Origin of the sequence: Rhizobium sp. F40D2 (assembly GCF_051810745.2) — a bacterium.
Taxonomy (GTDB): Bacteria; Pseudomonadota; Alphaproteobacteria; order Rhizobiales; family Rhizobiaceae; genus Rhizobium.
Map to the genome: position 1 here is coordinate 2564709 of NZ_CM131436.1, position 24813 is coordinate 2589521.

The 24813-nt window shown below is 60.3% G+C and carries 22 protein-coding genes and 1 pseudogene; 14 read left to right on the top strand and 9 right to left on the bottom strand.

What is annotated here, in order from left to right; all coding sequences use genetic code 11:
* The first annotated feature begins 41 nt into the window (after positions 1 to 41).
* Positions 42 to 428 (top strand): hypothetical protein, encoded by a 387-nt coding sequence (locus ACS4RS_RS12225; protein ID WP_439010754.1) that lies wholly within the window; start codon positions 42 to 44, stop codon positions 426 to 428.
* Positions 429 to 435: 7 nt separating this feature from the next.
* Positions 436 to 1260 (top strand): TrmH family RNA methyltransferase, encoded by an 825-nt coding sequence (locus tag ACS4RS_RS12230; RefSeq protein WP_439010753.1) that lies wholly within the window; start codon positions 436 to 438, stop codon positions 1258 to 1260.
* 113 nt (positions 1261 to 1373) lie between these two features.
* On the opposite strand, the gene ACS4RS_RS12235 is transcribed toward ACS4RS_RS12230, so the two are convergent.
* Positions 1374 to 2534 carry a hypothetical protein gene (locus ACS4RS_RS12235; protein ID WP_439010752.1) on the bottom strand — a complete coding sequence of 387 codons (1161 nt, stop codon included), beginning with the start codon at positions 2532 to 2534 and terminating at the stop codon, positions 1374 to 1376.
* Between the two features lie 117 nt (positions 2535 to 2651).
* Positions 2652 to 3239: a DUF1134 domain-containing protein gene (locus ACS4RS_RS12240; protein WP_439010751.1), complete on the bottom strand. Its 588-nt coding sequence runs from the start codon at positions 3237 to 3239 to the stop codon at positions 2652 to 2654.
* Between the two features lie 195 nt (positions 3240 to 3434).
* On the opposite strand from ACS4RS_RS12240, the pseudogene chpT reads away from it, so the two are divergent.
* Together chpT and ACS4RS_RS12250 are read left to right on the top strand one after the other, a co-directional pair.
* A pseudogene (chpT, locus tag ACS4RS_RS12245) lies at positions 3435 to 4084 on the top strand (histidine phosphotransferase ChpT).
* Positions 4085 to 4204: 120 nt separating this feature from the next.
* Positions 4205 to 4567 (top strand): response regulator, encoded by a 363-nt coding sequence (locus ACS4RS_RS12250; RefSeq protein ID WP_439010750.1) that lies wholly within the window; start codon positions 4205 to 4207, stop codon positions 4565 to 4567.
* Positions 4568 to 4775: 208 nt separating this feature from the next.
* On the opposite strand, the gene ctrA is transcribed toward ACS4RS_RS12250, so the two are convergent.
* Positions 4776 to 5477 (bottom strand): response regulator transcription factor CtrA, encoded by a 702-nt coding sequence (gene ctrA / locus ACS4RS_RS12255; RefSeq protein ID WP_003542362.1) that lies wholly within the window; start codon positions 5475 to 5477, stop codon positions 4776 to 4778.
* Between the two features lie 436 nt (positions 5478 to 5913).
* Between ctrA and ACS4RS_RS12260 the strand changes: the two genes are divergently transcribed.
* Positions 5914 to 6264 (top strand): flagellar export protein FliJ, encoded by a 351-nt coding sequence (locus ACS4RS_RS12260; RefSeq protein ID WP_439011843.1) that lies wholly within the window; start codon positions 5914 to 5916, stop codon positions 6262 to 6264.
* Between the two features lie 147 nt (positions 6265 to 6411).
* Here the strand turns inward: ACS4RS_RS12260 and ACS4RS_RS12265 are convergent, their stop codons facing one another.
* The gene (locus tag ACS4RS_RS12265) at positions 6412 to 6690 is read right to left on the bottom strand and encodes an N-acetyltransferase (RefSeq protein WP_439010749.1); all 279 of its coding nucleotides are present in this window, start codon (positions 6688 to 6690) and stop codon (positions 6412 to 6414) included.
* Between the two features lie 62 nt (positions 6691 to 6752).
* Here ACS4RS_RS12265 and ACS4RS_RS12270 point away from each other — a divergent pair, with 62 nt between their 5' ends.
* Positions 6753 to 7298, top strand: a complete 546-nt coding sequence (locus tag ACS4RS_RS12270; RefSeq protein WP_439010748.1) for a paraquat-inducible protein A — start codon at positions 6753 to 6755, stop codon at positions 7296 to 7298.
* A 20-nt stretch (positions 7299 to 7318) separates the two neighbouring features.
* Here ACS4RS_RS12270 and sciP read toward each other — a convergent pair whose 3' ends face one another.
* The 3 genes from sciP to cysQ all read right to left on the bottom strand — a co-directional run bounded on the left by sciP (position 7319) and on the right by cysQ (position 10702).
* The gene (sciP, locus tag ACS4RS_RS12275) at positions 7319 to 7594 is read right to left on the bottom strand and encodes a CtrA inhibitor SciP (protein ID WP_007533628.1); all 276 of its coding nucleotides are present in this window, start codon (positions 7592 to 7594) and stop codon (positions 7319 to 7321) included.
* 1049 nt (positions 7595 to 8643) lie between these two features.
* On the bottom strand, positions 8644 to 9369 hold the full coding sequence (locus tag ACS4RS_RS12280; RefSeq protein ID WP_439010747.1) for a sugar transferase: 726 nt from the start codon (positions 9367 to 9369) through the stop codon (positions 8644 to 8646).
* A gap of 535 nt (positions 9370 to 9904) precedes the next feature.
* Entirely contained in the window at positions 9905 to 10702 is a 798-nt protein-coding gene (gene cysQ / locus ACS4RS_RS12285; RefSeq protein ID WP_439010746.1) for a 3'(2'),5'-bisphosphate nucleotidase CysQ, read from the bottom strand.
* Between the two features lie 537 nt (positions 10703 to 11239).
* On the opposite strand from cysQ, the gene ACS4RS_RS12290 reads away from it, so the two are divergent.
* The 6 genes from ACS4RS_RS12290 (at position 11240) to ACS4RS_RS12315 (ending at position 16770) form a co-directional block, all read left to right on the top strand.
* Positions 11240 to 12142 carry a branched-chain amino acid ABC transporter permease gene (locus ACS4RS_RS12290; protein WP_116406834.1) on the top strand — a complete coding sequence of 301 codons (903 nt, stop codon included), beginning with the start codon at positions 11240 to 11242 and terminating at the stop codon, positions 12140 to 12142.
* A 4-nt stretch (positions 12143 to 12146) separates the two neighbouring features.
* Positions 12147 to 13538: a high-affinity branched-chain amino acid ABC transporter permease LivM gene (gene livM / locus ACS4RS_RS12295; RefSeq protein WP_439010745.1), complete on the top strand. Its 1392-nt coding sequence runs from the start codon at positions 12147 to 12149 to the stop codon at positions 13536 to 13538.
* Complete coding sequence (locus ACS4RS_RS12300) at positions 13538 to 14413, top strand: ABC transporter ATP-binding protein (RefSeq protein ID WP_003581862.1); 876 nt, start codon at positions 13538 to 13540, stop codon at positions 14411 to 14413. Before livM ends, ACS4RS_RS12300 begins: the two co-directional genes overlap by 1 nt.
* Positions 14413 to 15156, top strand: coding sequence for an ABC transporter ATP-binding protein (locus ACS4RS_RS12305; RefSeq protein WP_183696429.1), 744 nt, complete (start codon positions 14413 to 14415; stop codon positions 15154 to 15156). The genes ACS4RS_RS12300 and ACS4RS_RS12305 overlap by 1 nt, the downstream gene beginning before the upstream one ends.
* An 18-nt stretch (positions 15157 to 15174) precedes the next feature.
* Positions 15175 to 15528, top strand: coding sequence for a DUF6867 family protein (locus tag ACS4RS_RS12310; RefSeq protein WP_439010744.1), 354 nt, complete (start codon positions 15175 to 15177; stop codon positions 15526 to 15528).
* Positions 15529 to 15648: 120 nt separating this feature from the next.
* On the top strand, positions 15649 to 16770 hold the full coding sequence (locus ACS4RS_RS12315) for an ABC transporter substrate-binding protein (protein ID WP_439010743.1): 1122 nt from the start codon (positions 15649 to 15651) through the stop codon (positions 16768 to 16770).
* A 117-nt stretch (positions 16771 to 16887) separates the two neighbouring features.
* Here the strand turns inward: ACS4RS_RS12315 and ACS4RS_RS12320 are convergent, their stop codons facing one another.
* Together ACS4RS_RS12320 and ACS4RS_RS12325 are read right to left on the bottom strand one after the other, a co-directional pair.
* Positions 16888 to 17805 carry a response regulator gene (locus tag ACS4RS_RS12320; protein ID WP_439010742.1) on the bottom strand — a complete coding sequence of 306 codons (918 nt, stop codon included), beginning with the start codon at positions 17803 to 17805 and terminating at the stop codon, positions 16888 to 16890.
* Positions 17798 to 21184 carry an ATP-binding protein gene (locus ACS4RS_RS12325; protein ID WP_439010741.1) on the bottom strand — a complete coding sequence of 1129 codons (3387 nt, stop codon included), beginning with the start codon at positions 21182 to 21184 and terminating at the stop codon, positions 17798 to 17800. The genes ACS4RS_RS12320 and ACS4RS_RS12325 overlap by 8 nt, the downstream gene beginning before the upstream one ends.
* 177 nt (positions 21185 to 21361) lie before the next feature.
* On the opposite strand from ACS4RS_RS12325, the gene ACS4RS_RS12330 reads away from it, so the two are divergent.
* Together ACS4RS_RS12330 and urtA are read left to right on the top strand one after the other, a co-directional pair.
* Positions 21362 to 23266 carry a phosphatase PAP2 family protein gene (locus tag ACS4RS_RS12330; RefSeq protein WP_439010740.1) on the top strand — a complete coding sequence of 635 codons (1905 nt, stop codon included), beginning with the start codon at positions 21362 to 21364 and terminating at the stop codon, positions 23264 to 23266.
* Between the two features lie 188 nt (positions 23267 to 23454).
* Positions 23455 to 24747, top strand: coding sequence for an urea ABC transporter substrate-binding protein (urtA, locus tag ACS4RS_RS12335; protein ID WP_439010739.1), 1293 nt, complete (start codon positions 23455 to 23457; stop codon positions 24745 to 24747).
* The last annotated feature ends 66 nt before the right edge of the window (positions 24748 to 24813 follow it).

A 24813-nucleotide genomic window follows, 5' to 3' on the forward strand; every position in this document is an offset into this window, starting at 1 on the left:
CGCTTCTTCTCCGACGCATTTTCTTAGAACGGGACGCACAGATGACAGCAATCGAGCCAGATGACCAGGAAGAGAAGCCCCTTGATCCGGCGATGGAAAGTGTCCGGCGCAAGATGGTCCGCCTGCAGATCGTTTCCGGCGCCATCATGTTCGTGAGCCTTATGGCGGTCTTCGGCGCGGTTGTCTACAAGACGATGCACAGCGAACCGAAGGAGACGGCGGTGACCGTTTCCGCCGCCGGCGTGCCCTCGGATGCGCCGCTTGCGGCGACGGTTTCCCTGCCGCTCGGCTTCAAGGTGCGGTCCACCTCGTTTTCGGCAGGGCAGATCCTGTTTTACGGCGAAACGGCCGAGGGCAAGAGCAAGGCGCTGGTCTTCGACCTCAGGACCGGCCGCACCGTCGCCGATGTCAGCGTCGCGGGCAATTGAGGCGGGCATGGCCGTCGTCCCGATCGCCATCGATAGCGCCGACGATCCGCGCATCGCCGAATTCCGCAATATCCGCGAGCGCGACCTGACGGGCCGGGAAAACCGCTTCATCGCCGAAGGCACAGTCGTGCTGCGCATGCTCGCCGAGGCGCATGCGCAGGACCGCGGCTTTGTCGCCGAGAAGATCCTGCTGCTGCGCAACCGCGTCGACGGCGTTCTGCCGATCCTCGAGCGGTTGCCGGCCGATGTGCCAGTCTATGTCGCCGAGGCCGATGTGCTTGACGGCGTCGTCGGATTCCATCTGCATCGCGGCGTTCTGGCGCTCGGCCGGCGGGAGGATCGCGGAGAGGCGGCCCTTCTCGAGGCGCTGCCGGAACGGGCGCTGGTGCTCGTCGGCTGCGGCATTTCCAATCATGACAATGCCGGTTCGATGTTCCGCAATGCGGCCGCCTTCCGGGCGGATGCGGTGCTGCTCGACGAAACCTGCTGTGATCCGCTCTACCGCAAGGCGCTGCGTGTCTCGGTCGGTTCGGTGCTGAGCGTTCCGCATTGGCGCGGCGGCAAGGCGCTGGACGTGCTGCTTTCACTTGCCGAACGCGGCTTTGCCATCTGGTCGCTTTCGCCGCACGGCAAAACGGATATCCGCGCCATTCCCGCCTCCGCACGAATGGCGCTCGTCATCGGCACCGAGGGGGAGGGGTTGCCGCAGGCGCTGCTGGCGCGCTTCCAGAGCGCGCGCATCCCACAGTCGGAGGATCTAGACAGCCTCAACGCCGCGACGGCAACCGGTATCGCTCTGTTTTCCATGGCGTCGGCGATGGGTCGGATCTAAATTGCGATCCTAAGGCGCGTCGCGTCGAAGCTGAATCGCGCGACGCGCTTCAGTCCCCTTGTTTTTGTGCATGTTGTTATCCCGGAACCGCAGCAAACTCCGGGCGGCATGCATTAGCGCTGGGGATCGGCGATGATGGCGGCGGCCCGGTCGGCAAGGCTGACGCGATCACTGGGGGTCTTTTCCGCCGCATCCGGCAGAAGTGCGCGGATCGGCGAGGAGGGGCCCTCATTGAGTGCGGTCAGCGCCACCATGTTGGCGGCGATCGAGGCAATTTCCTCTCGAATCGCGCCATCGCGTCCGGTCACGGTCTTTGCCTTCTGCAGGCGCTCGGCAAGAGCGGCGCTGCGCTTGCGGACATCCTCGCCGATCTCAGCCGTGACAACGGCAGTGTCGGGCGTGGATGTTGCGGGGTCTTCAGCCGTCAATTCCGCCGGCAGCTCCGCGGCCATCCCGGCAAGGCCGGCGTCGCGCAGCAAGCGATTGACCTTGCGGATCTCGGCATTGGCGGCCTTCAACTGCTCCTTCAGCTTGGCGATCTCCTGCTGGCGGCGAGCGACCAGGGCTTCCTTTTCGGCGGCGGAAGCGCTGTCGCGCGCGGCCTTGTCCTCCAGGCGGATCACCATGTGCTGCTGCTGCGTCAGTTTCTGTTCGGCATCCCTGGCACGCTTCTGCAGCAGGTTGACGTCCTGGCGTAACGTGTCTCGTTCGTCGCGCAGCGTGTTGGCGCGGAATTTCAGGCTCTCCGCCTCGGTTTCTCGTGCGGCCAGATCGATCCTCAGCCCATCGGTCTGTTCACCGAGTTTGCTTAGCCGCGTCCGCATCGTCGCCAGTTCGCTCTCCTTGTTGGCCGCGGACTGTTCGGCAATATGCAGACTGGTCTTCAATTGGCTGATATAATTCTCATCCTTGCGCAGACGCGAGCGCTGCTCGGCGGCCTCGACATGCATCTCGCCAATCTGGGCTTGCAATTCTCCGATTTCGGCGGCAAGCCTGCCGGCATTGAGGGCGAGCGCGTCGTGGCGAAGCTGAAGTGACAAAGATTTCTCGCGCTCACGGAGCAGATCCTGGGTGGTCCGGGCGTTTTCGGCGGCATAGAGCGCGCGAACCATATCCTTCTGGGCGCGAACCTCCTGCGGGCTGAGCGGCATGGTCGCCTTCAGGCGGTTCTCTGTATACCAGACGATACGGCGGTGAACGGCGGGCGAGACCAGAAAGACGAGGAAGGCCGCGGTCAGGAAGCCCAATCCGAACAAGAGAGCATATTCGATCACGGCGCGGCCATCGATTCGAAGGTTGATAAGAGGTCAGCCGCGATGATTAAGCACGCATGACGCATATGGGCAAGGCCGCCGATGCGGACGGCGGCGCTTTCCTGCTGCTTTACGGTCTCAGAAGGGATTCCAGGTCGGAGCCTGCGTGATCTTGAGATAGCCGACATTTATACCCAGGCGGGCGCCGACGCCGGTACGGATGGGCACGACCAGCACGTCATTGTTCTTGAGCAGCGTCATGCCGAAGCCGGCGATCACATAGGCCGAGCCACTGACGCCGCCGAAGCGGGCATAGATGCTGTTGACCGAGGGCAGGTCGTAAACCAGCATCATCACGCGTGAGCCCTGACCGCCGTAGTCGAGGCCGAGCGAGGGGCCCTGCCAGTAGAGACTATGTTCGCCGGCGTTCTTGGTGTTCAGCTGACCTTCGCCGTAGGTAAGGCCGGCGATGAAGGCGCCGCCGCCTTCCTGTCCGAGAATGTAGCCATTCGGGAGACCGTATTTCTGGAAGGCACTCTCGACGACTTTGGCAAGTCCGCCGCTGGCGGAGCCGAAGAAGGAGTGGCCGGCATCGACGATTTCCTGCATCGTGTACTGGCCGTTGTCCTGGGCGGAGGCAGGTCCGGCGACCATCAGCAAGGAAAAGACGAGGGCCGAAAGCAACCTGCAGAAGCCGATGAATCGTTGCGGAAATCGAGGGCGCATGGTGTCATCCGTTCGTCGTTTGGCTGGGAGCGGGCAACCGCTCGCGGCGATTGGTGCATTTTGCGCCGATGATCTTAACAATCGGTTTACCAAATATGGTGTCATTATGGCACCGAGTACGATCGCAAACTTCGCGCAATTTTGATGAAGCATATTCCCGGGCGCGATGAAATTGCCGCCCCTCAGGAGACGATGATGTCCAAGAACCCCAATCTCACCTTGTCCGGCCCGGATCTGGCCGCGCTTCTTTGCAGCCGCGTTTGCCACGATGTCATCTCACCGGTCGGTGCGATCAATAACGGGCTGGAACTCCTGGATGAGGGGGTGCCGACGCCGATGCGATGGACCTGATCCGCACCAGCGCGCTCAACGCTTCCGTCCGATTGAAATTCGCACGCCTCGCCTTCGGTGCTTCGGGTTCTGTCGGTGCTTCGATCGATACCGGCGAGGCCGAGCGTGCAGCCAAGGATTTCGCCGTCGCCGAGAAAAAGACCGAGGTGATCTGGAGCGGGCCGCGCGCCATCGTCGCCAAGAATCGCGTCAAGCTGTTGCTCAACCTGTTTCTCGTTGCCTATTCGGCAATTCCGCGCGGCGGCGTGCTCGAGGTAACGCTGGAGAACCCCGAGTTCGATGCCAGGTTCAAGCTCACGGCCAAAGGCAAGCTGATGCGCCTGCCGCCGAAATTCGTCGAGATCTCGACCGGCACGATCGAGGAGGCAATCGATGCGCATTCGATACAGCCCTATTACACTGTGCTTCTGGCGCAGGAGTGCGGAATGACGCTTGATCACAGCGCCAGCGCCGAAGAATTGGTGTTCACGGCGGTGGCCGCGGCGACGGCCTGATTTCAAGCTGGGACGGGTGTTTGCGCCCGTCCGGTAACGATTCCTTAGCCTGATCGACCTATCCTCCAGGGTTGTAAGAGGCCTCTTGCTGCGACGAATGCGAGGGGAAAAGGAGCGCCCATGCAAAGGTTCATGATCACCGATAATTCGGATATCGTCCGCAAGGTCGGCAAGCGCATTCTCTCCGAACTCGATTTTCTCGTAAGCGAGGCCTCCAACGCCGGCGAGGCGCTGCAGCGCTGCCAGACGGAGCTGCCGGAATATCTGATCGTCGATTCCGGCATGGAAGGCGCCCTCGACCTCATCGCCGCCATCCGCGCCATGGACGCCGGCAAAGAGGTCAAGATCTATTACTGCGTCGTTGAGGCGGATCTGAAGAAACTGATGGCGGGCAAACGGGCCGGCGCCACCGACTTTCTGCTGAAGCCGTTCGACCGCAAGATCCTGACCGCCGTATTCGGAAACCGCGCCATCGCTGCCTAACAGCAAGTCTCCTTCCCATGCAGCCTCGCCGAACGCGCAAGCACGTTCGGCCGCCGGTTCTCCGTTTTCTTGATCGAAACGGAGAAGGTTCGACCGCTTATTCAGCCCTCAGACCTTCTTATCAAGGCGACTTCTTCTTGCCAGGGAGAAACGAAAAATCCCGCCGGAGGGGCGGGATCTTCGTTATCCGATAAGGGGGACCGGAAAATCAGGCGGTTTCGGCGTATTCGGCACCATCCGGCTCGCGCAGAACGTAGCCGCGGCCCCAGACGGTCTCGATGTAGTTGGCACCGCCGGCAGCGTTGGCGAGCTTCTTGCGGAGCTTGCAGATGAAGACGTCGATGATCTTCAGTTCCGGCTCGTCCATACCGCCGTAAAGGTGGTTCAGGAACATTTCCTTGGTGAGGGTGGTGCCCTTGCGGAGCGAAAGCAGCTCCAGCATCTGGTATTCCTTGCCCGTCAGGTGTACGCGCTGGCCACCGACTTCGACAGTCTTGGCATCGAGGTTGACGATCAGTTCGCCGGTCATGATGACCGACTGGGCGTGGCCCTTGGAGCGGCGGACAATGGCGTGGATGCGAGCGACGAGCTCGTCCTTGTGGAACGGCTTGGTCATGTAGTCGTCAGCGCCGAAGCCGAGGCCGCGAACCTTGTCTTCGATGCCGGCCATACCAGACAGAATGAGAATCGGTGTCTTGACCTTGGACAGCCGGAGCGTGCGAAGCACTTCATATCCGGACATGTCGGGCAGGTTCAGATCGAGCAGAATGATATCATAATCATACAGCTTGCCCAGATCGACGCCTTCTTCACCGAGATCGGTGGTATAAACATTAAAGCTTTCTGATTTCAGCATCAACTCGATGCTCTGCGCCGTCGCGCTATCATCCTCGATGAGAAGTACCCGCATAATTATCCCCTTTACCGCCGCCGAAAGGTGGTCTGGCCCCCTACACGATACCGAACACGCTACGTGATTTGGAAGCTGCCACGAAATGGTTAACAAATTCTAATTCACTCTGGCAAGGAGTATCGAATTTATTAAATATTTTTTCCATTTCTCTGTTTTCCAATAGGAATCTCAAAATGGCGCTCTTCATCTTCAACATTAGGAAAATGCGCTAAATGATTCATCCGACTCGCCAATGAAAAGGTTCGAACTTAATGCCGCGGCATTTACCGACCCTTAAATCATCGGGCCTATCATTAACGATGCCCGTAAACGAAAGGTTACCAGCGGTAGGTATTTGTTAATATCGCGGGAAATTTTTTAGCAAACCGTGTCAAAGCGGCGCGCAGGGCGGTTTCAAGTTGAGCCGGGGTCTCGCATCACGGGAGTAATGCGTATGAAGTCGCGAGAGAGTCTCGTTCGCCTGAAAGAGTTTCAGGTGACCGAAAAACGACGTCAATTGCAGCAATTGCAGATGATGATGTCCGAATTCGAACGGATGACGAAGGATCTGGAGAGCCAGATCGTCGTCGAGGAAAAGAAGTCCGGAATCTCAGATCCGAATCACTTTGCGTATCCGACCTTCGCCAAGGCCGCGCGTCAGCGGGCCGACAACCTGCAGGTTTCGATCAAGGAACTGAAGATGCAGGAAGAGTCGCTGGAAATGGCGCTCGAGGAGATGCAGGCGGAATATGCAAGGGCGACGGCGCTGGAAGAACGTGACATAAGCGCCCGCGCAAGGGCGTAAAAAGCGGCGGGCGCCGGTTGCGGCGCCCTGGGATCGCCACTGAGAAGCCATGTATGACGGGCGCACTGTCCGTCATACGTGGCTTTTGGTGTCTCGCCGTTTTACATCTCTATGTAACTCGGCTGGAAATCGCGGCCGTTTGAAAGATCAGTTCACGACATCGTGCCATTCCGGATGCCGCTGCGCCTGTGCTTTGAAGAAAGGGCAGAGCGGGATGATCTTCCAGCCGCCGGCGCGGGCGGCCTCCACAGCATGCAGCGCCAATGCCTTGCCGACGCCCTTGCCGCGCAGCGCATCGGGAACGGCGGTGTGATCGACGATGACGAGTTTCGCCGATGTGCGCGAATAGGTCATCTCGGCCTCATGTCCTTCGACCTCGGTTGCATAACGGCCGCCGGAAGCGCCTTCCTCGTTTCGAATGTCCATCTTTATTCCTCGTTGCGGGATTGGGATATTGTCGCCGGCGACGGTGACACGGCGACGAGATCATGCCAAGCCGGCAAGGCAATTGCCTGAGGAGACGGAGTGTTCATGAAAAACGTCGGGTCGGTGTGAGGCTCCGGCCTATGAGGGCGCTTTCGATGATCCGTCCCGTCCTGCTCGTGGCCGCGGCATTCCTCCTGGCGCTCGGCCTCATTCTGCCGCTGATCCGTTTCGAGACGCCGTATTTCTTCGATCGGAATCCGTCGCTCATCGAAATCGTCGTCCCGCTCTGGCAGGGCGGGGATGGGTCGCTGGCGGCGATCGTCGCACTGGTCTCGATCGTGCTTCCGCTTCTGAAATTGATCGGGATCTCCGCGCAAGCGGCAGGTGCCGGCGGCGGGACCGGCAGCCTGTTTTATCGTCGCGTCGTGCCGCATCTGTCCAAGTGGTCAATAATGGACGTGCTGTTGGTCGCGATCGTCATTGCGGCGGCGAAGACAACGGGGTTGGTGGATGCCTTCCCGCAACCCGGCCTCTGGTGCTACGCGGCCTCGTCAATGATTTCGGGCCTTCTTCATTCCCTGATGGGAGATGCGTCCGGCCCGAAATAAATCTCGTTGATGGCGTGCGATCAGTGGCGATATTGCTGGATGCGCGTGGTGCGCAAGCCGGCGAGACCGTGGCTGTTGATCGACGATTGCCAGGAGAGGAACTCTTCGACGGTGAGCGTGTACCGCTCGCAGGCCTCTTCCAAGCTCAACAGGCCACCGCGAACAGCCGCGACAACCTCTGCCTTCCGACGGATCACCCAGCGCCGCGTATTGGGCGGCGGAAGATCCGCGATCGTCAGGGGGCTGCCATCGGGGCCGATGACATATTTCACTCGGGGACGTATCATTTCGGTCATTGGACTCTCTACACAACGCAAGACCACGGACGCCACTCTAGCCTGCCACATTTAAAAATTGCCTAAGCTCATCGTAAGACTTTGATAACAAATTTAGATGCCCCGGGCCCTTGGCGATCCGCGCCGGCCATCTGCTGCCCCGTCGGCTGGGAGCGTCCTGAATGGGGCTTGCCGAATAATTGTGACCGATTTCCCGTGATAGATCTTGTCGCGCCGGGCATGTGGATGGACGTGCGACATCGTCTCTGTTCTTCCCGCTGGATCAATCCAGAGCGCGCTTTTGATGCTTGGTGTGCTCGGGATGCGGGGCAAAGACGTGTGTCTACCGATGCCCCGGCAGGGGACCTCTTGAGCCGGCCGCGAGGCCCGGCTGAAGCTGGCCTTACGTGATATGAAGATGAAAAAGGATGAGCATGCGCGCGATGATTGCATTGAGCATGCTGGGTTTTTCGCCTTCGCAGTCAGGTCGGGATGGGATCTTGCCGAACGGCTGCAAGGAGCGGCTCAGCAGGACGGTAAAGTTTGCGGACTCCGATTTTTGTCGGCTCTCGGCTTTCCCAAGCGGCGGTCGCCCCGCTTTGACGAAAACCAGCTGACTGGCCGGAAAGCCTTGTCGGCTTCTTACCTGCCGGTGATTTTCTTTTCTTGTGGCAGATGTGAGCGTGCTAAGGGGGACGATCGAGACCGATCTTCCGTGAGGCGGGTGGCGGCGCCGAAAAAAGCACCCTCAACCCGTTTCTTCAGATGTGGGCCTTGAAAAATATTTTCGCCTTCGCGCCCGCACGACGCTGACCTGAAATAATACATCTTCGCTTTCGGATGGATGTTTTGAGCTCGCACGGCCGCAGGTGTTAGCGCGCCTGGCGCGAAATCGAGTATGTGGCCTGCAAAGCAGCGACGAGAATGCGATCATTCTCGAATTCTCGTCGCATATGGCGTTGGGTGATTTGAAGAGCGCGATGCGCAAGATCGATTCGGTCAGCCGCAGTGGCGTGCCAGAGCGCTCGGATGCCGGCTGCTCTTAAGCTGCCGGCCCCTTTCTCAAAAGCTTAGAAGCCTTTTCCGCGGGTCAGCTCGGACACGACGGTGCCGGCAATGATGCGGATATCCATCCCGATCGAGAAGTTTGCGACATAATAGAGATCGCTGACGATGCGGGCACGCGCCTTGGCCGGACGATCCGTCGGGCCGCGCAGGCCGCGCATCTGGGCAAGACCCGTCATGCCCGGGCGCATGGCGTGGCGTTGATGGTATTCCGGGACGAGCTCTTCGTAGAGCATGCCGCCAGCGCGCATGCCGATCGCATGGCAGCGCGGACCGACGACAGACATGTGGCCCATCAGCACGTTCAGCAGCTGCGGCAGCTCATCGACGTTCGTGCGGCGCAGGATTGCACCGACGCGGGTGATGCGCGGGTCGTTCTTTACCGTCTGGGCAACACCCGAAACATCGCAGAGATCCGTGCGCATCGAGCGGAACTTGTAGACCTTGATGGTCTTGCAGTTTTTACCCCAGCGGGTCTGCTTGAAGAGCACCGGTCCCGGGCTGTCGAGCTTGATCAGCAAGGCGACGAACAGGAGGAAGGGGGCAAGGACGAGGAGGGCGCTCAACGACGAAACGATGTCGAACGCCCGCTTCAGGGCGAGATCCACCCACGACGCCTGGGACGCGTCGCTATGGATAACTGGGGTCTGGATCTTCAGGCTCGGCTGCTGGCGGCGGCTCGGCCTGAAGGCCTCAGTCGAAATGCTGTTGTTTAGTTCCGTGATGCTCAAGGATCGTACTCTGTTGTCTTCGAGGGGTGCGGCGGCAATAGGCGATCAATGGTTTACCCTGTCACCAGGGCTGCACTCAGGTCTTGGTAACCCTACTAAAACGGAAAAATGCGACAATTGTGTAATGGTGTCCAGAGAAATATCGCATCGCAATAAATCTTTCGCATCTGCGTTAAGTTGAGGCAACCTCATGATATTTCGTTAATAATTGGAATTTCGTCAAGGTTTTTAGGCCTTTGGCGAGGGCTTCCGGGGTGGTCCGACGTGCTGTTTCGGCACGCGACCGACGGTCGACCGACGGTATTGTTAACGAGTTCCGGCCCGAAGTTTTTCTGACGAGGATGCTCGATCGTTCCCAAACTGCGTCACAATAAGACAAAATCAAGGCGGAATCGGTGACGATCCGGGGTGGGAAAATTGGAAAACGGGGTTCAAACCGAGAATCACCTGATCCGGCCGGCGGTTTGCAGAATCACTCAGAGAGTGCCTGCCGAAGCCAGTCACGTGGATAGGCGAAATTCGGGTACGGGTGTGGCTACGCCGGTTCGAAGACGCGTTTCGTGCCGCCCCAGGAGATGAAGTTCGGATTGGCGAAGTCGAAATCGGCTGCGTCGCCCGTCTTGCCGTAGGTCAGCGGCGCTCCGTCGAGCGTGACCGTCGAACCGCCGGCGGCCCGCAGCACCGCATCGCCCGCCGCAGTGTCCCATTCCATCGTGCGGGTAAAGCGCGGATAGACGTCGGCCTTGCCTTCGGCCAACAGGCAGAATTTCAGCGAGGAGCCGATATTGGTGCATCTGGAGATTGCGTGGTGGGCGAGGAAGCTTCCGGTCTCGGGACTGTTGTGGCGGAGGCTGGCAAGCGCCAGCCTGTCGCCTGGCTGTTCGCGCACGGCAATTGCGCTGCGTGCGCCGACGGTGAAATCGTCGGTGACCACGAGCCTTTCGGCGTGGCCGTGTTCGCCTGAGAAGGCAAGTCCGAGTGCCGGGGCGTAGACGATGCCGGCCAGCGGGGCGCCGTTCTCTATATAAGCAATGTTGACGGTGAATTCCTGTCGTCCGTCGACGAATTCGCGCGTGCCGTCGAGAGGATCGACCAGGAAGAAGCCGCGGCCGGCGATGTCGGGCACTTTTCCGGCGGCGACCGATTCTTCCGCCACGACGGGTATTTCAGGATAATCTCTGGCGAGATGAGCGAGGATGATGCGTTCGGCCTCCTCGTCGGCGACCGTGACCGGACTTGCATCCGCTTTCATGGCGACCGGGAAGCCTTCGCGCAGGACCGTGATAATGGCCTTGCCGGCTTCGAGCGCCGCCCTTTCAAATGTCCTCAGCATTGTCCTTTTGCCGTTCGCCGCGCGGGCCGAGCACCCCACTGTCGCTCTTCCGCAAACCATCCCTGTCACCAGATACTCGATATGGTGTTTCCCATCGCGCTCTGCATCCCCTAACGCAGTTCCATGATGCTACCATAAGTTTTCAGCCTTGTCAGACGAAGAAGGGGCATCTTGATGTGAAATGGTATTCGCAAAATTGGTGGGGTTGGGGTGTGAATTTGCGCCATCTTCCAATTCTATGGAATAGCTTACGCGCTAAGCGGGCAAGGGAAATCGCCGGCCAAATCTTCGAATCGTTAACTCCGCGGCAGTTTCTGATCAAAAATAGGCCTTTCTTTGCCGATTTTCTGTGGATTTTGGTTCAAAACGCGCCACTTAGGCCTGTTCGGACAAGAATCTGTCGGAGTAAATCCTTTTTGTCTTCACATTTCCAACGAAACCGGTATGCATTCGGCCTATGAGGTTCTCTGAAACGGGGAACCAAAGAACCAAAAAGAGATGCAGCCCGTGCGGTTCGCATCCAGGGGAAAACGACATATGGAGTATTTCGTCCAGCAGCTCTTCAATGGGCTGACGCTCGGATCCATCTATGGCCTTGTGGCTATTGGCTATACGATGGTTTACGGCATTATCGGCATGATCAATTTCGCCCATGGCGATATCTTCATGCTCGGTGGTTTCGCCGCTCTTATCGTCTTTCTCGTCCTCACATCCATCTTCGCAGGTCTCCCGGTGGCAGTTCTGCTGCTGGCGATGCTTGTTGTGGCGATGCTGATGACGAGTCTGTGGAATTGGACGATCGAGCGCATCGCATACCGCCCGCTGCGCGGTTCTTTCCGCCTGGCGCCGCTGATCACGGCGATCGGCATGTCGATCGTGCTGTCCAATTTCATCCAGGTGACGCAGGGTCCGCGCAACAAGCCGATCCCGCCGATGATCAGCTCGGTCTATCAGTTCGGCAACATCTCGGTGTCGCTGAAACAGATCGTCATCATCGTGATTACGGTCGTGCTGCTCGCCGTCTTTTGGTACATCGTCAATCGTACCGCGCTCGGCCGTGCCCAGCGCGCCACGGAGCAGGACCGCAAGATGGCAGCGCTGCTCGGCGTCAATGTCGACCAGACGATCTCGATCACGTTCGTGATGGGCGCCGCACTGGCTGCCGTCGCCGGCACGATGTATCTGATGTATTATGGCGTCGCTTCGTTCGCCGACGGCTTCACGCCGGGTGTCAAGGCATTTACGGCAGCAGTTCTCGGCGGCATCGGCTCATTGCCGGGGGCGGTTCTCGGCGGATTGATGATCGGCCTGATCGAATCGCTGTGGTCGGCCTATTTCACCATCGCGTACAAGGATGTCGCGACCTTCGCCATCCTTGCTTTCGTGCTGATCTTCAAGCCGACGGGTATTCTTGGACGGCCGGAAGTCGAGAAGGTATAACGTCATGGCAAACATTGATAATTCCGCAGGCAAGCCCGATGCCGGACTTGTCCGCAAAGGCCTTACCGAAGCCCTTTTCGCCGCCGTCCTGTCGTTCGGCATGTTCGTCCTATATGTCGGCCTCAAGACCGACCAGAACATCAATAACGAGTTGATCATCGTCCAGCGCTGGGGGCTGCTTGCGGTCTTCGTCGCTGTCGCCGCGATCGGCCGCTTCGCCACGGTGGTTTTCCTGCGGCCACATCTCGACAGCCGCAAGCTGGCAAAGGCGAGACAGGGCGAACTCGCCATCTCAACCGAGAAGAGCTTCTTCCACCGGCATTTCCTAAAGATCGCCCTGATCGCGCTGCTGCTTTATCCCATGGTGGTGGTAGCGATCAAAGGCCCGCAGGGGTCGCTGACATATGTCGACAATTTCGGCATCCAGATCTTGATCTATGTGATGCTTGCCTGGGGGCTGAACATCGTCGTCGGCCTCGCAGGTCTTCTCGATCTCGGTTATGTCGCTTTCTATGCAGTCGGCGCCTATTCCTATGCGCTGCTTTCGAGCCATTTCGGCCTGTCTTTCTGGGTTCTCCTCCCGCTCTCCGGCATTTTCGCCGCACTCTGGGGCGTTATTCTCGGCTTTCCGGTGCTGCGCCTGCGCGGCGACTACCTTGCCATCGTGACGCTCGCATTCGGCGAAATCATCCGCCTCGTGCTTATCAACTGGACAGATGTCACCAAGGGGACGTTCGGTATCTCGAGCATTCCCAAGGTGACGCTGTTCGGCATTCCCTTCGACGCGACGGCCGGCGGCTTCGCCAAGCTCTTTCACCTGTCGATGTCCTCGGCTTACTACAAGATCTTCCTTTTTTACCTCATCCTGGCGCTCTGCATGCTGACCGCCTACGTGACCATCCAGCTGCGCCGCATGCCGATCGGGCGCGCCTGGGAAGCGCTGCGCGAAGACGAGATCGCCTGCCGCTCGCTCGGCATCAATACGGTGACGACCAAGCTCACGGCCTTTGCGACGGGAGCGATGTTTGCCGGTTTCGCCGGCTCCTTCTTTGCTGCCCGTCAGGGTTTCGTTTCGCCAGAATCTTTCGTCTTCTTGGAATCGGCTGTGATCCTCGCCATCGTCGTCCTCGGCGGCATGGGTTCTTTGACCGGGATTGCGATCGCCGCAATCGTCATGGTCGGCGGCACCGAGCTGCTGCGCGAAATGGACTTCCTGAAAGTAGTTTTCGGGCCGACTTTCACGCCAGAATTGTATCGTATGCTGATCTTCGGCCTCGCCATGGTCGTGGTCATGCTGTTCAAGCCGCGCGGTTTCGTCGGTTCGCGTGAACCGACCGCCTACCTCAAGGCGCGCAAGGCAATTTCCGGAAGCTTCATCAAGGAGGGCCATGGTTGATGAGCCCCGTCACCAACACCATGTCGAGCGACACGCTTCTCAAGGTCGAACACCTGTCGATGAAGTTCGGCGGCCTGATGGCCATCAACGACTTCTCCTTCGAAGCCAAGCGCGGCGATATCACCGCGCTGATCGGCCCGAACGGTGCCGGCAAGACCACGGTCTTCAACTGCATCACCGGCTTTTACAAGCCGACGATGGGGATGATCACGCTTAACCAGAAGAGCGGCAAGCAGTATCTGCTGGAGCGTTTGCCAGACTTTCGCATCACCAAAGAAGCCAAGGTGGCGCGCACCTTCCAGAACATCCGGCTGTTCTCCGGCCTGACGGTTCTCGAAAACCTGCTCGTCGCCCAGCACAACAAGCTGATGAAAGCCTCAGGTTATACGATCCTCGGCCTCATTGGCATCGGTCCCTACAAGCGGGAGGCGGCCGCATCGATCGAGCTTGCGCGCCATTGGCTGGAGAAGGCCGATCTGATCGACCGAGCCGACGATCCGGCAGGTGATCTGCCCTACGGCGCCCAGCGGCGTCTCGAGATTGCCCGTGCCATGTGCACTGGCCCCGAGCTGCTTTGCCTGGACGAACCGGCCGCCGGCCTGAATCCGCGGGAATCGGCGACCCTCAATGCGCTGCTGCAGAGCATCCGTGCCGAAACCGGAACATCTATCCTGCTCATCGAGCATGACATGTCGGTGGTCATGGAAATCTCCGACCACGTCGTCGTCCTCGAATACGGCCAGAAGATTTCCGATGGCACACCGGATCACGTGAAGAACGATCCGAAGGTCATCGCGGCCTATCTCGGTGTCGAAGATGAAGAAGTGGAAGAGGTGATCGCAACCGTCGAGCAGCTCGAAGGAGGCGCAAACTGATGGGCGATGAAGTAATGACGGGTCAACCGCTCCTTCAGGTGAATGGCGTCGAAACTTATTATGGCAATATCCGTGCGCTGGCCGGCATCGATGTCCACGTCAACAAGGGCGAGATCGTCAGCCTGATCGGCGCCAACGGCGCCGGCAAGTCGACGCTGATGATGACGATCTGCGGCAGCCCGCAGGCCCGAACCGGCTCGGTCGTCTTCGAGGGCCGGGACATCACCCGCATGCCGACCCACGAAATCGCCCGCCTGCGCATCGCGCAGTCGCCTGAGGGACGCCGCATCTTCCCGCGGATGACGGTTCTGGAAAATCTTCAGATGGGCGCCGGCCTCGATAATCTCAAATATTTCGCCGAGGACGTCGAGAAGATCTTCACGCTCTTCCCGCGCCTGAAAGAACGCCACGCCCAGCGCGGCGGCACGCTTTCGGGCGGCGAGCAGCAGATGCTGTCGATCGGCCGCGCGCTGATGGCGCGCCCGAAGCTGCTGCTTCTCGACGAACCCTCTCTTGGTCTTGCGCCGCTGATCGTCAAGGGCATCTTCGAGGCGATCCGCAAGCTTAATGAACAGGAAGGGCTGACCGTTTTCCTCGTCGAGCAGAACGCATTTGCTGCGCTGAGGCTTTCGCACCGCGCTTACGTGATGGTGAACGGCAAGGTGACGATGAGCGGCTCCGGCAAGGAGCTGCTCGCCAATCCTGAAGTCCGTGCCGCCTATCTCGAAGGCGGAAGACACTAGCTCGAAGGGGAGTTTGACATGCAGGGACTTTTCTTCGAAAGCGATACCGGTGCCCGCTTGATCATCCGCGCGATCGTCGTGCTGATCGGCTTCTGGACGGCCTGGCGCGCCGGCAAGGCGGTTGCCGAAGGCTGGAACAACTACCCGCTGACTGTCGTCTACACTTTCCTGCTCGCCTGGGCGATGCAGTTCCTGCACCACGCGCTGTTCGATGGGCCTATGCTCAGCGCGCTTTACTACGGGATCGATTTCGTGACGCTGCTGGTCTTCTCGACCGCCGGCTTCCGCTTTCGCCGCACCAATCAGATGGTCAACAACTATTACTGGCTGTACGAAAAAACTTCCGCGTTTTCGTGGAAGGACAAACATTGACAGTCCGTTGAAACTAGGCATGAATTGCCTTCAGAGTGGAACAGCTTTCCTGGCGCAGTCAATGGTGGGTAGTGCGCTGGGCCTTGGACCGGAACCCGCCCAAAAATTGGGAGTAATAATATGAAGAAGTCTCTTCTGTCGGCGGTGGCTCTGACGGCGATGGTCGCCTTCAGCGGCAACGCATGGGCCGACGTTCTCATCGCTGTCGCTGGTCCGCTGACCGGCCCGAACGCTGCGTTCGGCGCTCAGCTCCAGAAGGGCGCCGAGCAGGCGGCCGCCGACATCAACGCTGCTGGCGGCATCAATGGCGAGCAGATCAAGCTCGAGCTCGGCGACGACGTCTCCGACCCGAAGCAGGGCATTTCGGTTGCCAATAAATTCGTTGCCGACGGCGTCAAGTTCGTCATCGGCCACTTCAACTCGGGCGTTTCGATCCCGGCTTCGGAAGTCTATGCCGAAAACGGCATCCTCGAAATCACCCCGGCTGCTACCAACCCGAAGTTTACGGAACGCGGTCTCTGGAACACGTTCCGTACCTGCGGTCGTGACGACCAGCAGGGCGCCATCGCCGGCAAGTATCTTGCCGATCACTTCAAGGACGCCAAGATCGCGGTCGTTCACGACAAGACACCTTACGGTCAGGGTCTTGCCGACGAAACCAAGAAGGCGATGAATGCTGCCGGTGTGACGGAAGTCATGTATGAAGGCATCAACGTCGGCGACAAGGACTTCTCGGCCCTCATCGCCAAGATGAAGGAAGCCGGCGTCTCGATCATCTATTGGGGCGGTCTGCACACCGAAGCCGGTCTCATCATTCGTCAGGCCGCCGATCAGGGCCTGAAGGCAACGCTGGTTTCGGGCGATGGTATCGTTTCGAACGAACTGGCCTCGATCGCTGGCGACGCCGTTGCCGGTACCCTGAACACCTTCGGTCCCGATCCGACGCTGAACCCGGCCAACAAGGAACTTGTCGAAAAGTTCAAGGCCGCCGGTTTCAACCCGGAAGCCTACACGCTCTATTCCTACGCTGCGATGCAGGCGATCGTCGGTGCCGCCAAGGCTGCCGGTTCGGTCGATCCTGAAGCCGTTGCCACGGCCATGAAGGAAAAAGGTCCGTTCACGACGGTTCTCGGCGACATTTCGTTCGACGAAAAGGGTGACCCGAAGATTCCAGGTTACATCATGTACGAATGGAAGAAGGGCGCAGACGGCAAGTACACCTACGTGCCGCAGGGCATGTAAGCTTGCCTTCCCTTTTTAGGACATGAGATTGAAGCCCGGTTTCGACCGGGCTTCTTTTTTGCGGAGGTTTCAATTTCGGGCCGCTGCGGCGAGGGTGCTGTGCTGTGCCGCCCGATGTTACATTTCGTGCAGCACGTGTGTGGCTTTTACCGCGGCTGACGCCCGGTTCTCGACGCCCAGTTTCACGTAGATCTGTTCCAGGTGCTTGTTCACGGTGCGCGCCGACAGTCCCAATATTTCGCCGATGTCGCGGTTGGCCTTGCCCTTGGCGATCCAGAGCAGCACTTCGGATTCGCGCTGGGTGAGCGAGAAGCGCTGGCGCAGCATCTCGTCGTCGCTGCGCTGATTGGCGGCGGTGAGGCGAAAAAGATATTCGTCCGGGCCGATCGCGCCGAGATAAGCGAGCTGTAGCGCCGCCTGGCCGGCATGGGCGATCGAGATGATGCCGTCGCGCGCAGCGGCTGCGCGCTCGCGCATCCAGCCGGCGATATGGCGGACGACGATTTCCATGCCCTCGTCGCTGCCCATGGCGGCATTGACCAGCCGTGTTGCCTGCGGCGTCGACCAATGGATTGCGCCGTCGCCCTTGACTGCCAGCAGATGGCGGCCGGCGGCATCGAGCGCCACGCGGGCACTTTGCGCCGAGCGGGCATTGCGCAGATGGACACGGATGCGGGCGCGCAATTCGTCGATATTGATCGGCTTGGCGAGATAATCGACGCCGCCGGATTCCAGCGCGTGCACGACATGCTCGGTCTCGGTCAGGCCGGTCATGAAGATGACGGGCACCTGCGCCACCGCCGCATTCGCCTTCAGCCTGCGGCAGGTCTCAAAGCCATCCATGGCGGGCATGACGGCGTCGAGCAGGATGAGATCGGGCGTGATGCGCTCGACGATACCAAGTGCCGCGGCACCCGATGTGGCGATCAGCACGGAGAAGCCGGATTGTTCGAGCGCGTCGGTCAGGAAGCCGAGCGCTTCGGGCGAGTCGTCGACCAGCAGAACGATGTCACGGGGCAGGGCCGGCTCAGCCAATGGATTCCACCTTTTCGTCGAAGTCGTGCAGGAAGGTCATGAAGCCGGCGAGATCAAAGACGGCGACATAGGCATAGAGTCTCTCGGTGAATGGCTGATTTGCTTCCACCTTGGCAAGGTCCGAAAGCTTGGCCTCGATGCCTCTGATATAGCCGATTTCGCCGAGCCGCACTAATTCCTGCACATGGGCGGCACCCGGACTCATCATCGGCGCTTCGGTATTCACAGGAACGGCTGTTGCTGCGTCGGCATAGAGCCATTTCAGGCCGAGATGCAAAGCCAGCTTGTCGCGCAGCTGGCGGATGTCGACCGGCTTGCCGATCGCATCATTGTGGCTGTCGTCGCTGTCGCTGAGAACGGCGGCATCGCCAATATTGGCCGAAAGCATCAGCATTGGCGCCGCCTGGCCGGCCTCGCGCAGGCGCGAGACGAGCTGCCAGCCGTTCATGCCGGGCATCAGGATATCGACGAGGAAAAGATCGGGCGTGATGCCTTCGATCAGCGTCAGGCATTCGGCGCCGCCGGCCGCCGTCAGAACGATGAAATCGAGAGGCGCCAGGATTTCGCGCATCATCTCGCGATGATCCTCATTGTCGTCGACGACAACCACCGTGCGACGCGGACCGTCATATCCGGCGATACGTTTTTCCTGCGGCGCGGCGGCCACAGCCCGCAGCACGGCCGACAGCATGAGGCGGACGCGGAACGTCGAGCCCTCGTCCTTGACGCTTGAAACCGCGATCTCGCCGCCGAGCGTGTTGGTCAGAAGCCGGGTGATGGTGAGGCCGAGGCCGAGGCCCGGCATCGGCCGGACGCTTTCCGCCTCGCCGCGCTGGAAGGGTTCGTAGATGCGCGTCAGATCCTTTTCAGTGATCCCGCGGCCGGTATCAGTAACGGTAAAGGTCGCAACCTGGCTGCGATAGGCGACATCGAAGGTGACGCTGCCCTCGTCGGTGAATTTGATGGCATTGGAGAGCAAGTTGACGAGGATCTGACGCAGCCGCTTTTCATCGGTGCGAACAAATTGCGGCAAGGCCGGCGCGCGCTCATGGATGAAGACAAGTCCTTTTGCCTGCGCCTGCGGGCGGAACATGTCGACGATCTGATCGAGGAAATCCTGGATGTTGATCTCATTGGAATAGACCTGCAGCCGGCCGGCCTCGATCTTGGAAATATCGAGCAGGCCGTCGATCAGGCCTGAGAGATGTTCGGCGCTGCGGCGGATGACCTTGATCGAGGATTGGCGCGGCGCCGGGATGGTCTCGTCGCGTTCGAGGATCTGGGCGTAGCCGAGCACGGCGTTCAGCGGCGTGCGTAATTCATGGCTCAAGCCCACGACATAGCGGCTCTTGGCGCGGTTGGCGGCCTCGGCCGTCTCCTTGGCGTTCTGCAAGGCGGTGTCGGTCTTCTTGTGGGCGGCGATCTCCTTGAGCAGCAGCGTGTTCTGGCGCGAGGATTCCTCCTCGGCGACGACGCGGCTGTCATGGGCGAGCACATAGAACCAGCAGACGACGCCTGAAATCACCGAGAAGACGAAGAAGACGATCAGGATGGTGCGGTTGACGACCTCGGCCGTCTCGGGCGAGGCGGCGGCGACCTGATGGGCGATCATCGCCAGGATCGCGCCGATGGCGGTCAAGGCCAGCACGACGGCGATGCCGTAGCGGCCAAGGCGCGTCGTCAGCTTGCCAAGCACGGTTTCCGGCAGCAGCGCCTTGGCGACGGTGCCGACCTGCGCGTTGAGACGGGCGGCCGGCTTGCACATGTCGTGGCAGCGGCTGTCGAGCGAGCAGCAGAGCGAACAGATCGGCGCGGCATAGGCCGGGCACCAGGCCATGTCCTCCGGCTCGAAGGGATGCTCGCAGACCGAGCAGGTGATGTTCGTCAGGTTCTTCCAGCTCTGGCGCGGCTTGCGGGCGAGATAGAACCTGCCTTTCGTTGCCCAGGCGATGACAGGCGAGGCGACCAGCGCGATGACCAGCGTAATATAGGGAGCGAGCGACGCGGCGATCTCGCCGAAGGCGCCGAAATGGGCGATCAGCGACACCGTCGCCGACAGCGTCATGGCGCCGAGCCCGACCGGGTTGATGTCGTAGAGATGGGCGCGTTTGAACTCGATGCCGGGCGGCGCGAGGCCAAGCGGCTTGTTGATGAAGAGATCGGCGGAGATCGTGCAGAGCCAGGCCATGGCGACGATCGAGAAGATGCCGAGCGTCTCCTCCAGCAGCCGGTAGATGCCAAGCTCCATCAAAAGCAGGGCGATCGCGACGTTGAAGACCAGCCAGATGACGCGGCCGGGATGGCTGTGGGTCAGCCGCGAGAAAAAGTTCGACCAGGCGAGTGAGCCGGCATAGGCATTCATCACGTTGATCTTCAGCTGCGAGACGACGACGAAGGCCGCCATCAGCAACAGCGCGGCATTCTGCCAGGGGACCATATAGCCGAAAGCGGTCAGATACATCTGCGCAGGGTCGGCGGCGCGATCGACCGGCACGCCCGAGGCCAGGGTCAGCACGACCAGGAACGATCCCGCAAGCAGCTTGGGCGCGCCGATGACGACCCAGCCGGGGCCGGCGAGAAAGACAGCCAGGCGATGACGCCACTTGCGCCGCGGCTCCGGCGGCAGGAAGCGCAGGAAATCGGCCTGTTCGCCGATCTGCGACATCAGGGCTAGGATGACGGCGGAGGCGGCGCCGAACTCCACCAGATCGAAATCGGCGACGGTGCCGGGCGGGCCGGAGGCATGGCGGATGCCGGCAAAGGCGCGCCAGAGATCGAATTTCTCCCAGTCCATGAAGGCGATGAAGATGAAGGGCAGGATGTTCAGCACGATCCAGAAGGGCTGTGTCATCAGCTGGAACTTGCTGATCAGCCGCACGCCGTGCGTCACCAGCGGGATCACCATGACGGCGCTGAGGATGTAGCCGATCCAGAGCGGGATGCCGAGGGTGAGTTCCAGCGCCCCAGACATGATCGAGGCCTCGATCGCAAACAGCATGAAGGTGAAGCTCGCATAGATCAGCGAGGTGATGGTCGAGCCGATGTAGCCGAAGCCGGCGCCGCGCGTCAGAAGGTCGATGTCGACGCCGTGGCGGATGGCGTAGCGACTGATCGGCAGGCCGATCGCCAGCATGGCGATCGAGGCGACGATAATGGCATAGAAGGCATTGGTGGTGCCGTAGGAGAGGGTGATGGCGCCGCCGATCGCTTCCAGCGCCAGGAAGGAGATCGCGCCGATCGCCGTCTGAGCGATGCGCTGGGAGGAGAAATGGCGGGCGCTCTTTGCGGTGAAGCGCAGCGCGTAATCTTCCAGCGTCTGGTTGGCGACCCAGCGATTATATTCGCGTCTTACCGGAATGATGCGTTGGCGGGCTGCCATGTCTTCCTTCCGGCATTCCGGTTGGCCTATCGTCTCGAAACAGTTTTGGCGGGATGGGTGAGAAAGGCAAGGGCGGAGCACTGGCAGATTCACGGAACCGCCATATTTTTGAAGCCGGTCTGTCACACTAGGCCTCTAACTCTCCCGCCATTCTTTCAACCATTTCAGGTATCACCTATGTCTGTTTCAAGCTTTTTCCGGCTGAGCACCGCCCTCGTCTGCCTCGTTTCGATCGTGCCGTCGCTTGCCGTCGCTGAGCAGGCCACGGCGGCGAAAGCGCCTTATGCCGAGACCGGAAACACCAACAAGCGCGGTGACGCCTGCTTCTCGACGGTGGACACCAATGCCGCCGTTCATCTTCTCTCCGGTTTCCTCGAAGTCTGGACCCCACGCACGCCTTTCGTCGATGCGGGCGTCGAAGCGCCGGCCAAAGACAATTGCCCGGCGGTCGCCAAGACGGACTGGGACGGCATTCCCGCCAGCAAGACCGATGGTCAGGTCGTCAACAAGCTCGTCCATGATGCGAACATCGCCTATGTCGTCAAGGTGACCAAGGCGCGGACGGCCGAGCAGGCCGTGGCCGCCTATCTCGACGATCGGCGCGGCAAGAATGCCAGCATCGTCGACGGCCTCGGTCCACTGACGGCTGCCTGGAAGGCGGGCTCCAAGCAGACCACCACGATCACCGAGGTGGCCGCCGATGCGACGGCGGTCAAATATGACGACAAGGGCAACAATCGCGGCGCCGGCAGCAAGCCGGACACCGAAAACAAGACGGATGCCAATCCGGACATGGGCCTCGCAATCGACTTCATCAACGCCGCCAGCGGTGACGGCTCGACGGAGCCTGCCAAGCGCTATTTCAAATATGGCCGTCCCTACCGCTGGAGCCAGGACGTTTCGGTCGTCCCGACGCTCGAGCCCGCCAAGAGCGGCAAGCCGGTCGAAGACGGTGGCTTCCCGAGCGGACATACGGCGGAAGCCTGGCGGGATGCGCTCGCCATGGCCTATCTCGTGCCGCAGCGCTTCCAGGAAATGATCACGCGCGCCAGCGAGTTGGGCGAGGACCGCATCCTTGCTGGCATGCATTCTCCGCTCGACGTGATGGCCGGCCGGATGCTCGGCACCGCGACGGTCGTCTACAATCTGAACAAGGCCGACAATGCCGGGCTGAAGAGCGATGCTTACGCCCAAGCGCAGTCCTGGCTCATTGCCAAATCCGGCGTTGCCGATGCGGGCGCGCTCGAAGTCGCTGCGCATGCGGAGCCGATCGCCGCGGACCGTTTTGCCGATCATGGCGCCAATCGCGCCTATGTGCTGCAGCGCCTCAGTTACGGCCTGCCGACGATCCATCCGACCGATCAGCCGGCCCGCGTGCCGCAGGGCGCCGAAACGCTTCTCGAAACACGTCTGCCCTATCTTGACGGCGAGCAGCGCCGCGACGTGCTGAAGACGACAGAGATCGCCTCGGGCTACCCGCTCATCGACGACGCGGAAGGTTACGGCCGCCTCAACCTGTTTGCCGCCGCGGATGGTTACGGCGCCTTCGACCAGGACGTGACCGTGACGATGGATGCGGCAAAGGGCGGCTTCAATGCGATTGACAGCTGGCGCAACGATATTGGCGGCAAGGGCAAGCTGGTGAAGCGAGGCAGCGGCATTCTCAGGCTTTCCGGCGCCAACAGCTATGCCGGCGGCAGCGTGCTCGAAGAGGGCGCGCTGGTGGCCGGATCGTCCTCGGCTTTCGGCACCGGCGGACTGACGGTCGATGGCGGTTCGCTCGTTGTGGCGGCCGACAAGCCGTTGGCCGTAAGCGGGGACTATCAGCAGTCTGCCAATGCGACGGCGAAGCTGGCGCTCGGTGCGAACGGCGCCGGCACGCTGGCAATCGAGGGCAAAGCAGCGCTGGCCGGCGATCTCGACGTGACGCTCGCCGATGGTTTTGTCCCAGCGGCCGGAACGAAGATCGAGATCCTGAAGGCCGGTAACGTAACCGGCGCGTTCGGCAAGGTCACCGTTTCCGGCCACAAGGCCAGCCTTTCCTATGGCCCGACGTCGGTCATCCTGACGATCGAAGGATAATTTCTTCTCGAACCAAGAGGGCGTTCCCAACTGCGGGGATGCCCTTTGCTTTCCGGCCTGTTCGTTTGCCCCCTACACCTACGTCATTTTGCGTATGTGTTTTTGCGATGCAGCACCCGATAGTCCCCTCGGCAACAGTTAAATTCCGTTTCCGGCCTGTTGCGGAACAAGAAGAGGGGCTCAACCAAATGAATCTCAGATCCACATTCACCGGCGCTGCGCTCGGTGCCGTCATGGCGGCATCGGCTGCCTTCCAGGGCGCGCTTGCCGCCGACGACACGATCAAGGTCGGCGTATTGCATTCGCTTTCCGGCACGATGGCGATTTCCGAAACCACGCTGAAAGACGCCATGTTGATGCTCATCGACGAGCAGAACAAGAAGGGCGGCCTTCTCGGCAAGAAGCTCGAGGCCGTCGTTGTCGATCCGGCTTCCGACTGGCCGCTGTTTGCCGAAAAGGCCCGCGAGCTGATCCAGAAGGACAAGGTTGCCGCCGTCTTCGGTTGCTGGACGTCCTCGTCGCGCAAGTCCGTTCTGCCGGTATTCGAAGAGCTGAATTCGCTGCTCTTCTACCCCGTGCAGTATGAAGGCGAAGAATCCTCGCGCAATATCTTCTACACCGGCGCTGCTCCAAACCAGCAGGCTATTCCGGCCGTCGACTACCTGATGGAAAAAGAAGGCGTCAAGCGCTTCGTTCTTGAAGGGACCGACTACGTCTATCCGCGCACGACCAACAAGATTCTCGAGGCGTACCTGATTTCGAAGGGTATTCCGAAAGAAGACATCATGACCAACTACACGCCGTTCGGCTTCTCCGACTGGCAGACCGAAGTTTCCAAGATCAAGGAATTCGGTTCGGCCGGCAAGAAGACCGCCGTCGTCTCGACGATCAACGGTGACGCCAACGTTCCGTTCTACAAGGAACTGGGCAACAAGGGCATCAAGGCAACCGACATTCCCGTCGTCGCCTTCTCGGTCGGCGAAGAAGAACTTGCCGGCCTCGACACCAAGCCGCTCGTCGGCCATCTGGCCGCCTGGAACTATTTCGAGTCTGTGGAAAGCCCTGCCAACAAGAAGTTCATCAAGGACTGGCACGCTTATACCAAGAACGACAAGCGCGTGACGAACGACCCGATGGAAGCTGCCTATATCGGCTTCAACGCATGGGTTAAGGCCGTCCAGGCCGCCGGCACGACCGATACCGACAAGGTTCTCGACTCCATCATCGGTGTCAGCGTTCCGAACCTCTCCGGCGGTTATGCGACCGTCATGCCGAACCACCACATCACCAAGCCGGTGCTGATCGGTGAAATCCAGGCCAACGGCCAGTTCGAAATCGTCCAGCAGACGCCCGCCGTCGTTGGTGACGAATGGTCGGATTACCTGCCCGACTCCAAGGACCTGATCTCCGATTGGCGCAAGCCGATGTCCTGCGGCAACTTCAACGTTGCAACCGGCAAGTGCGGCGGCAAGGGTTCCTGAATACAATACCGATCAGATGATTGCCTGAAGACTTCCGTCCGGGTTTGATACCCGGGCGGAAGCTCC

Bases quoted from the DNA above. Each gene is read 5' to 3' on its own strand.
- ACS4RS_RS12225 (WP_439010754.1), top strand. From the start codon at position 42: ATGACAGCAATCGAGCCAGATGACCAGGAAGAGAAGCCCCTTGATCCG.
- ACS4RS_RS12230 (WP_439010753.1), top strand. From the start codon at position 436: ATGGCCGTCGTCCCGATCGCCATCGATAGCGCCGACGATCCGCGCATC.
- ACS4RS_RS12240 (WP_439010751.1), bottom strand. From the start codon at position 3,239: ATGCGCCCTCGATTTCCGCAACGATTCATCGGCTTCTGCAGGTTGCTT.
- ACS4RS_RS12250 (WP_439010750.1), top strand. From the start codon at position 4,205: ATGCAAAGGTTCATGATCACCGATAATTCGGATATCGTCCGCAAGGTC.
- ctrA (WP_003542362.1), bottom strand. From the start codon at position 5,477: ATGCGGGTACTTCTCATCGAGGATGATAGCGCGACGGCGCAGAGCATC.
- ACS4RS_RS12260 (WP_439011843.1), top strand. From the start codon at position 5,914: ATGAAGTCGCGAGAGAGTCTCGTTCGCCTGAAAGAGTTTCAGGTGACC.
- ACS4RS_RS12265 (WP_439010749.1), bottom strand. From the start codon at position 6,690: ATGGACATTCGAAACGAGGAAGGCGCTTCCGGCGGCCGTTATGCAACC.
- ACS4RS_RS12270 (WP_439010748.1), top strand. From the start codon at position 6,753: ATGCCAAGCCGGCAAGGCAATTGCCTGAGGAGACGGAGTGTTCATGAA.
- sciP (WP_007533628.1), bottom strand. From the start codon at position 7,594: ATGACCGAAATGATACGTCCCCGAGTGAAATATGTCATCGGCCCCGAT.
- cysQ (WP_439010746.1), bottom strand. From the start codon at position 10,702: ATGCTGAGGACATTTGAAAGGGCGGCGCTCGAAGCCGGCAAGGCCATT.
- ACS4RS_RS12290 (WP_116406834.1), top strand. From the start codon at position 11,240: ATGGAGTATTTCGTCCAGCAGCTCTTCAATGGGCTGACGCTCGGATCC.
- livM (WP_439010745.1), top strand. From the start codon at position 12,147: ATGGCAAACATTGATAATTCCGCAGGCAAGCCCGATGCCGGACTTGTC.
- ACS4RS_RS12300 (WP_003581862.1), top strand. From the start codon at position 13,538: ATGAGCCCCGTCACCAACACCATGTCGAGCGACACGCTTCTCAAGGTC.
- ACS4RS_RS12305 (WP_183696429.1), top strand. From the start codon at position 14,413: ATGGGCGATGAAGTAATGACGGGTCAACCGCTCCTTCAGGTGAATGGC.
- ACS4RS_RS12310 (WP_439010744.1), top strand. From the start codon at position 15,175: ATGCAGGGACTTTTCTTCGAAAGCGATACCGGTGCCCGCTTGATCATC.
- ACS4RS_RS12315 (WP_439010743.1), top strand. From the start codon at position 15,649: ATGAAGAAGTCTCTTCTGTCGGCGGTGGCTCTGACGGCGATGGTCGCC.
- ACS4RS_RS12325 (WP_439010741.1), bottom strand. From the start codon at position 21,184: ATGGCAGCCCGCCAACGCATCATTCCGGTAAGACGCGAATATAATCGC.
- ACS4RS_RS12330 (WP_439010740.1), top strand. From the start codon at position 21,362: ATGTCTGTTTCAAGCTTTTTCCGGCTGAGCACCGCCCTCGTCTGCCTC.
- urtA (WP_439010739.1), top strand. From the start codon at position 23,455: ATGAATCTCAGATCCACATTCACCGGCGCTGCGCTCGGTGCCGTCATG.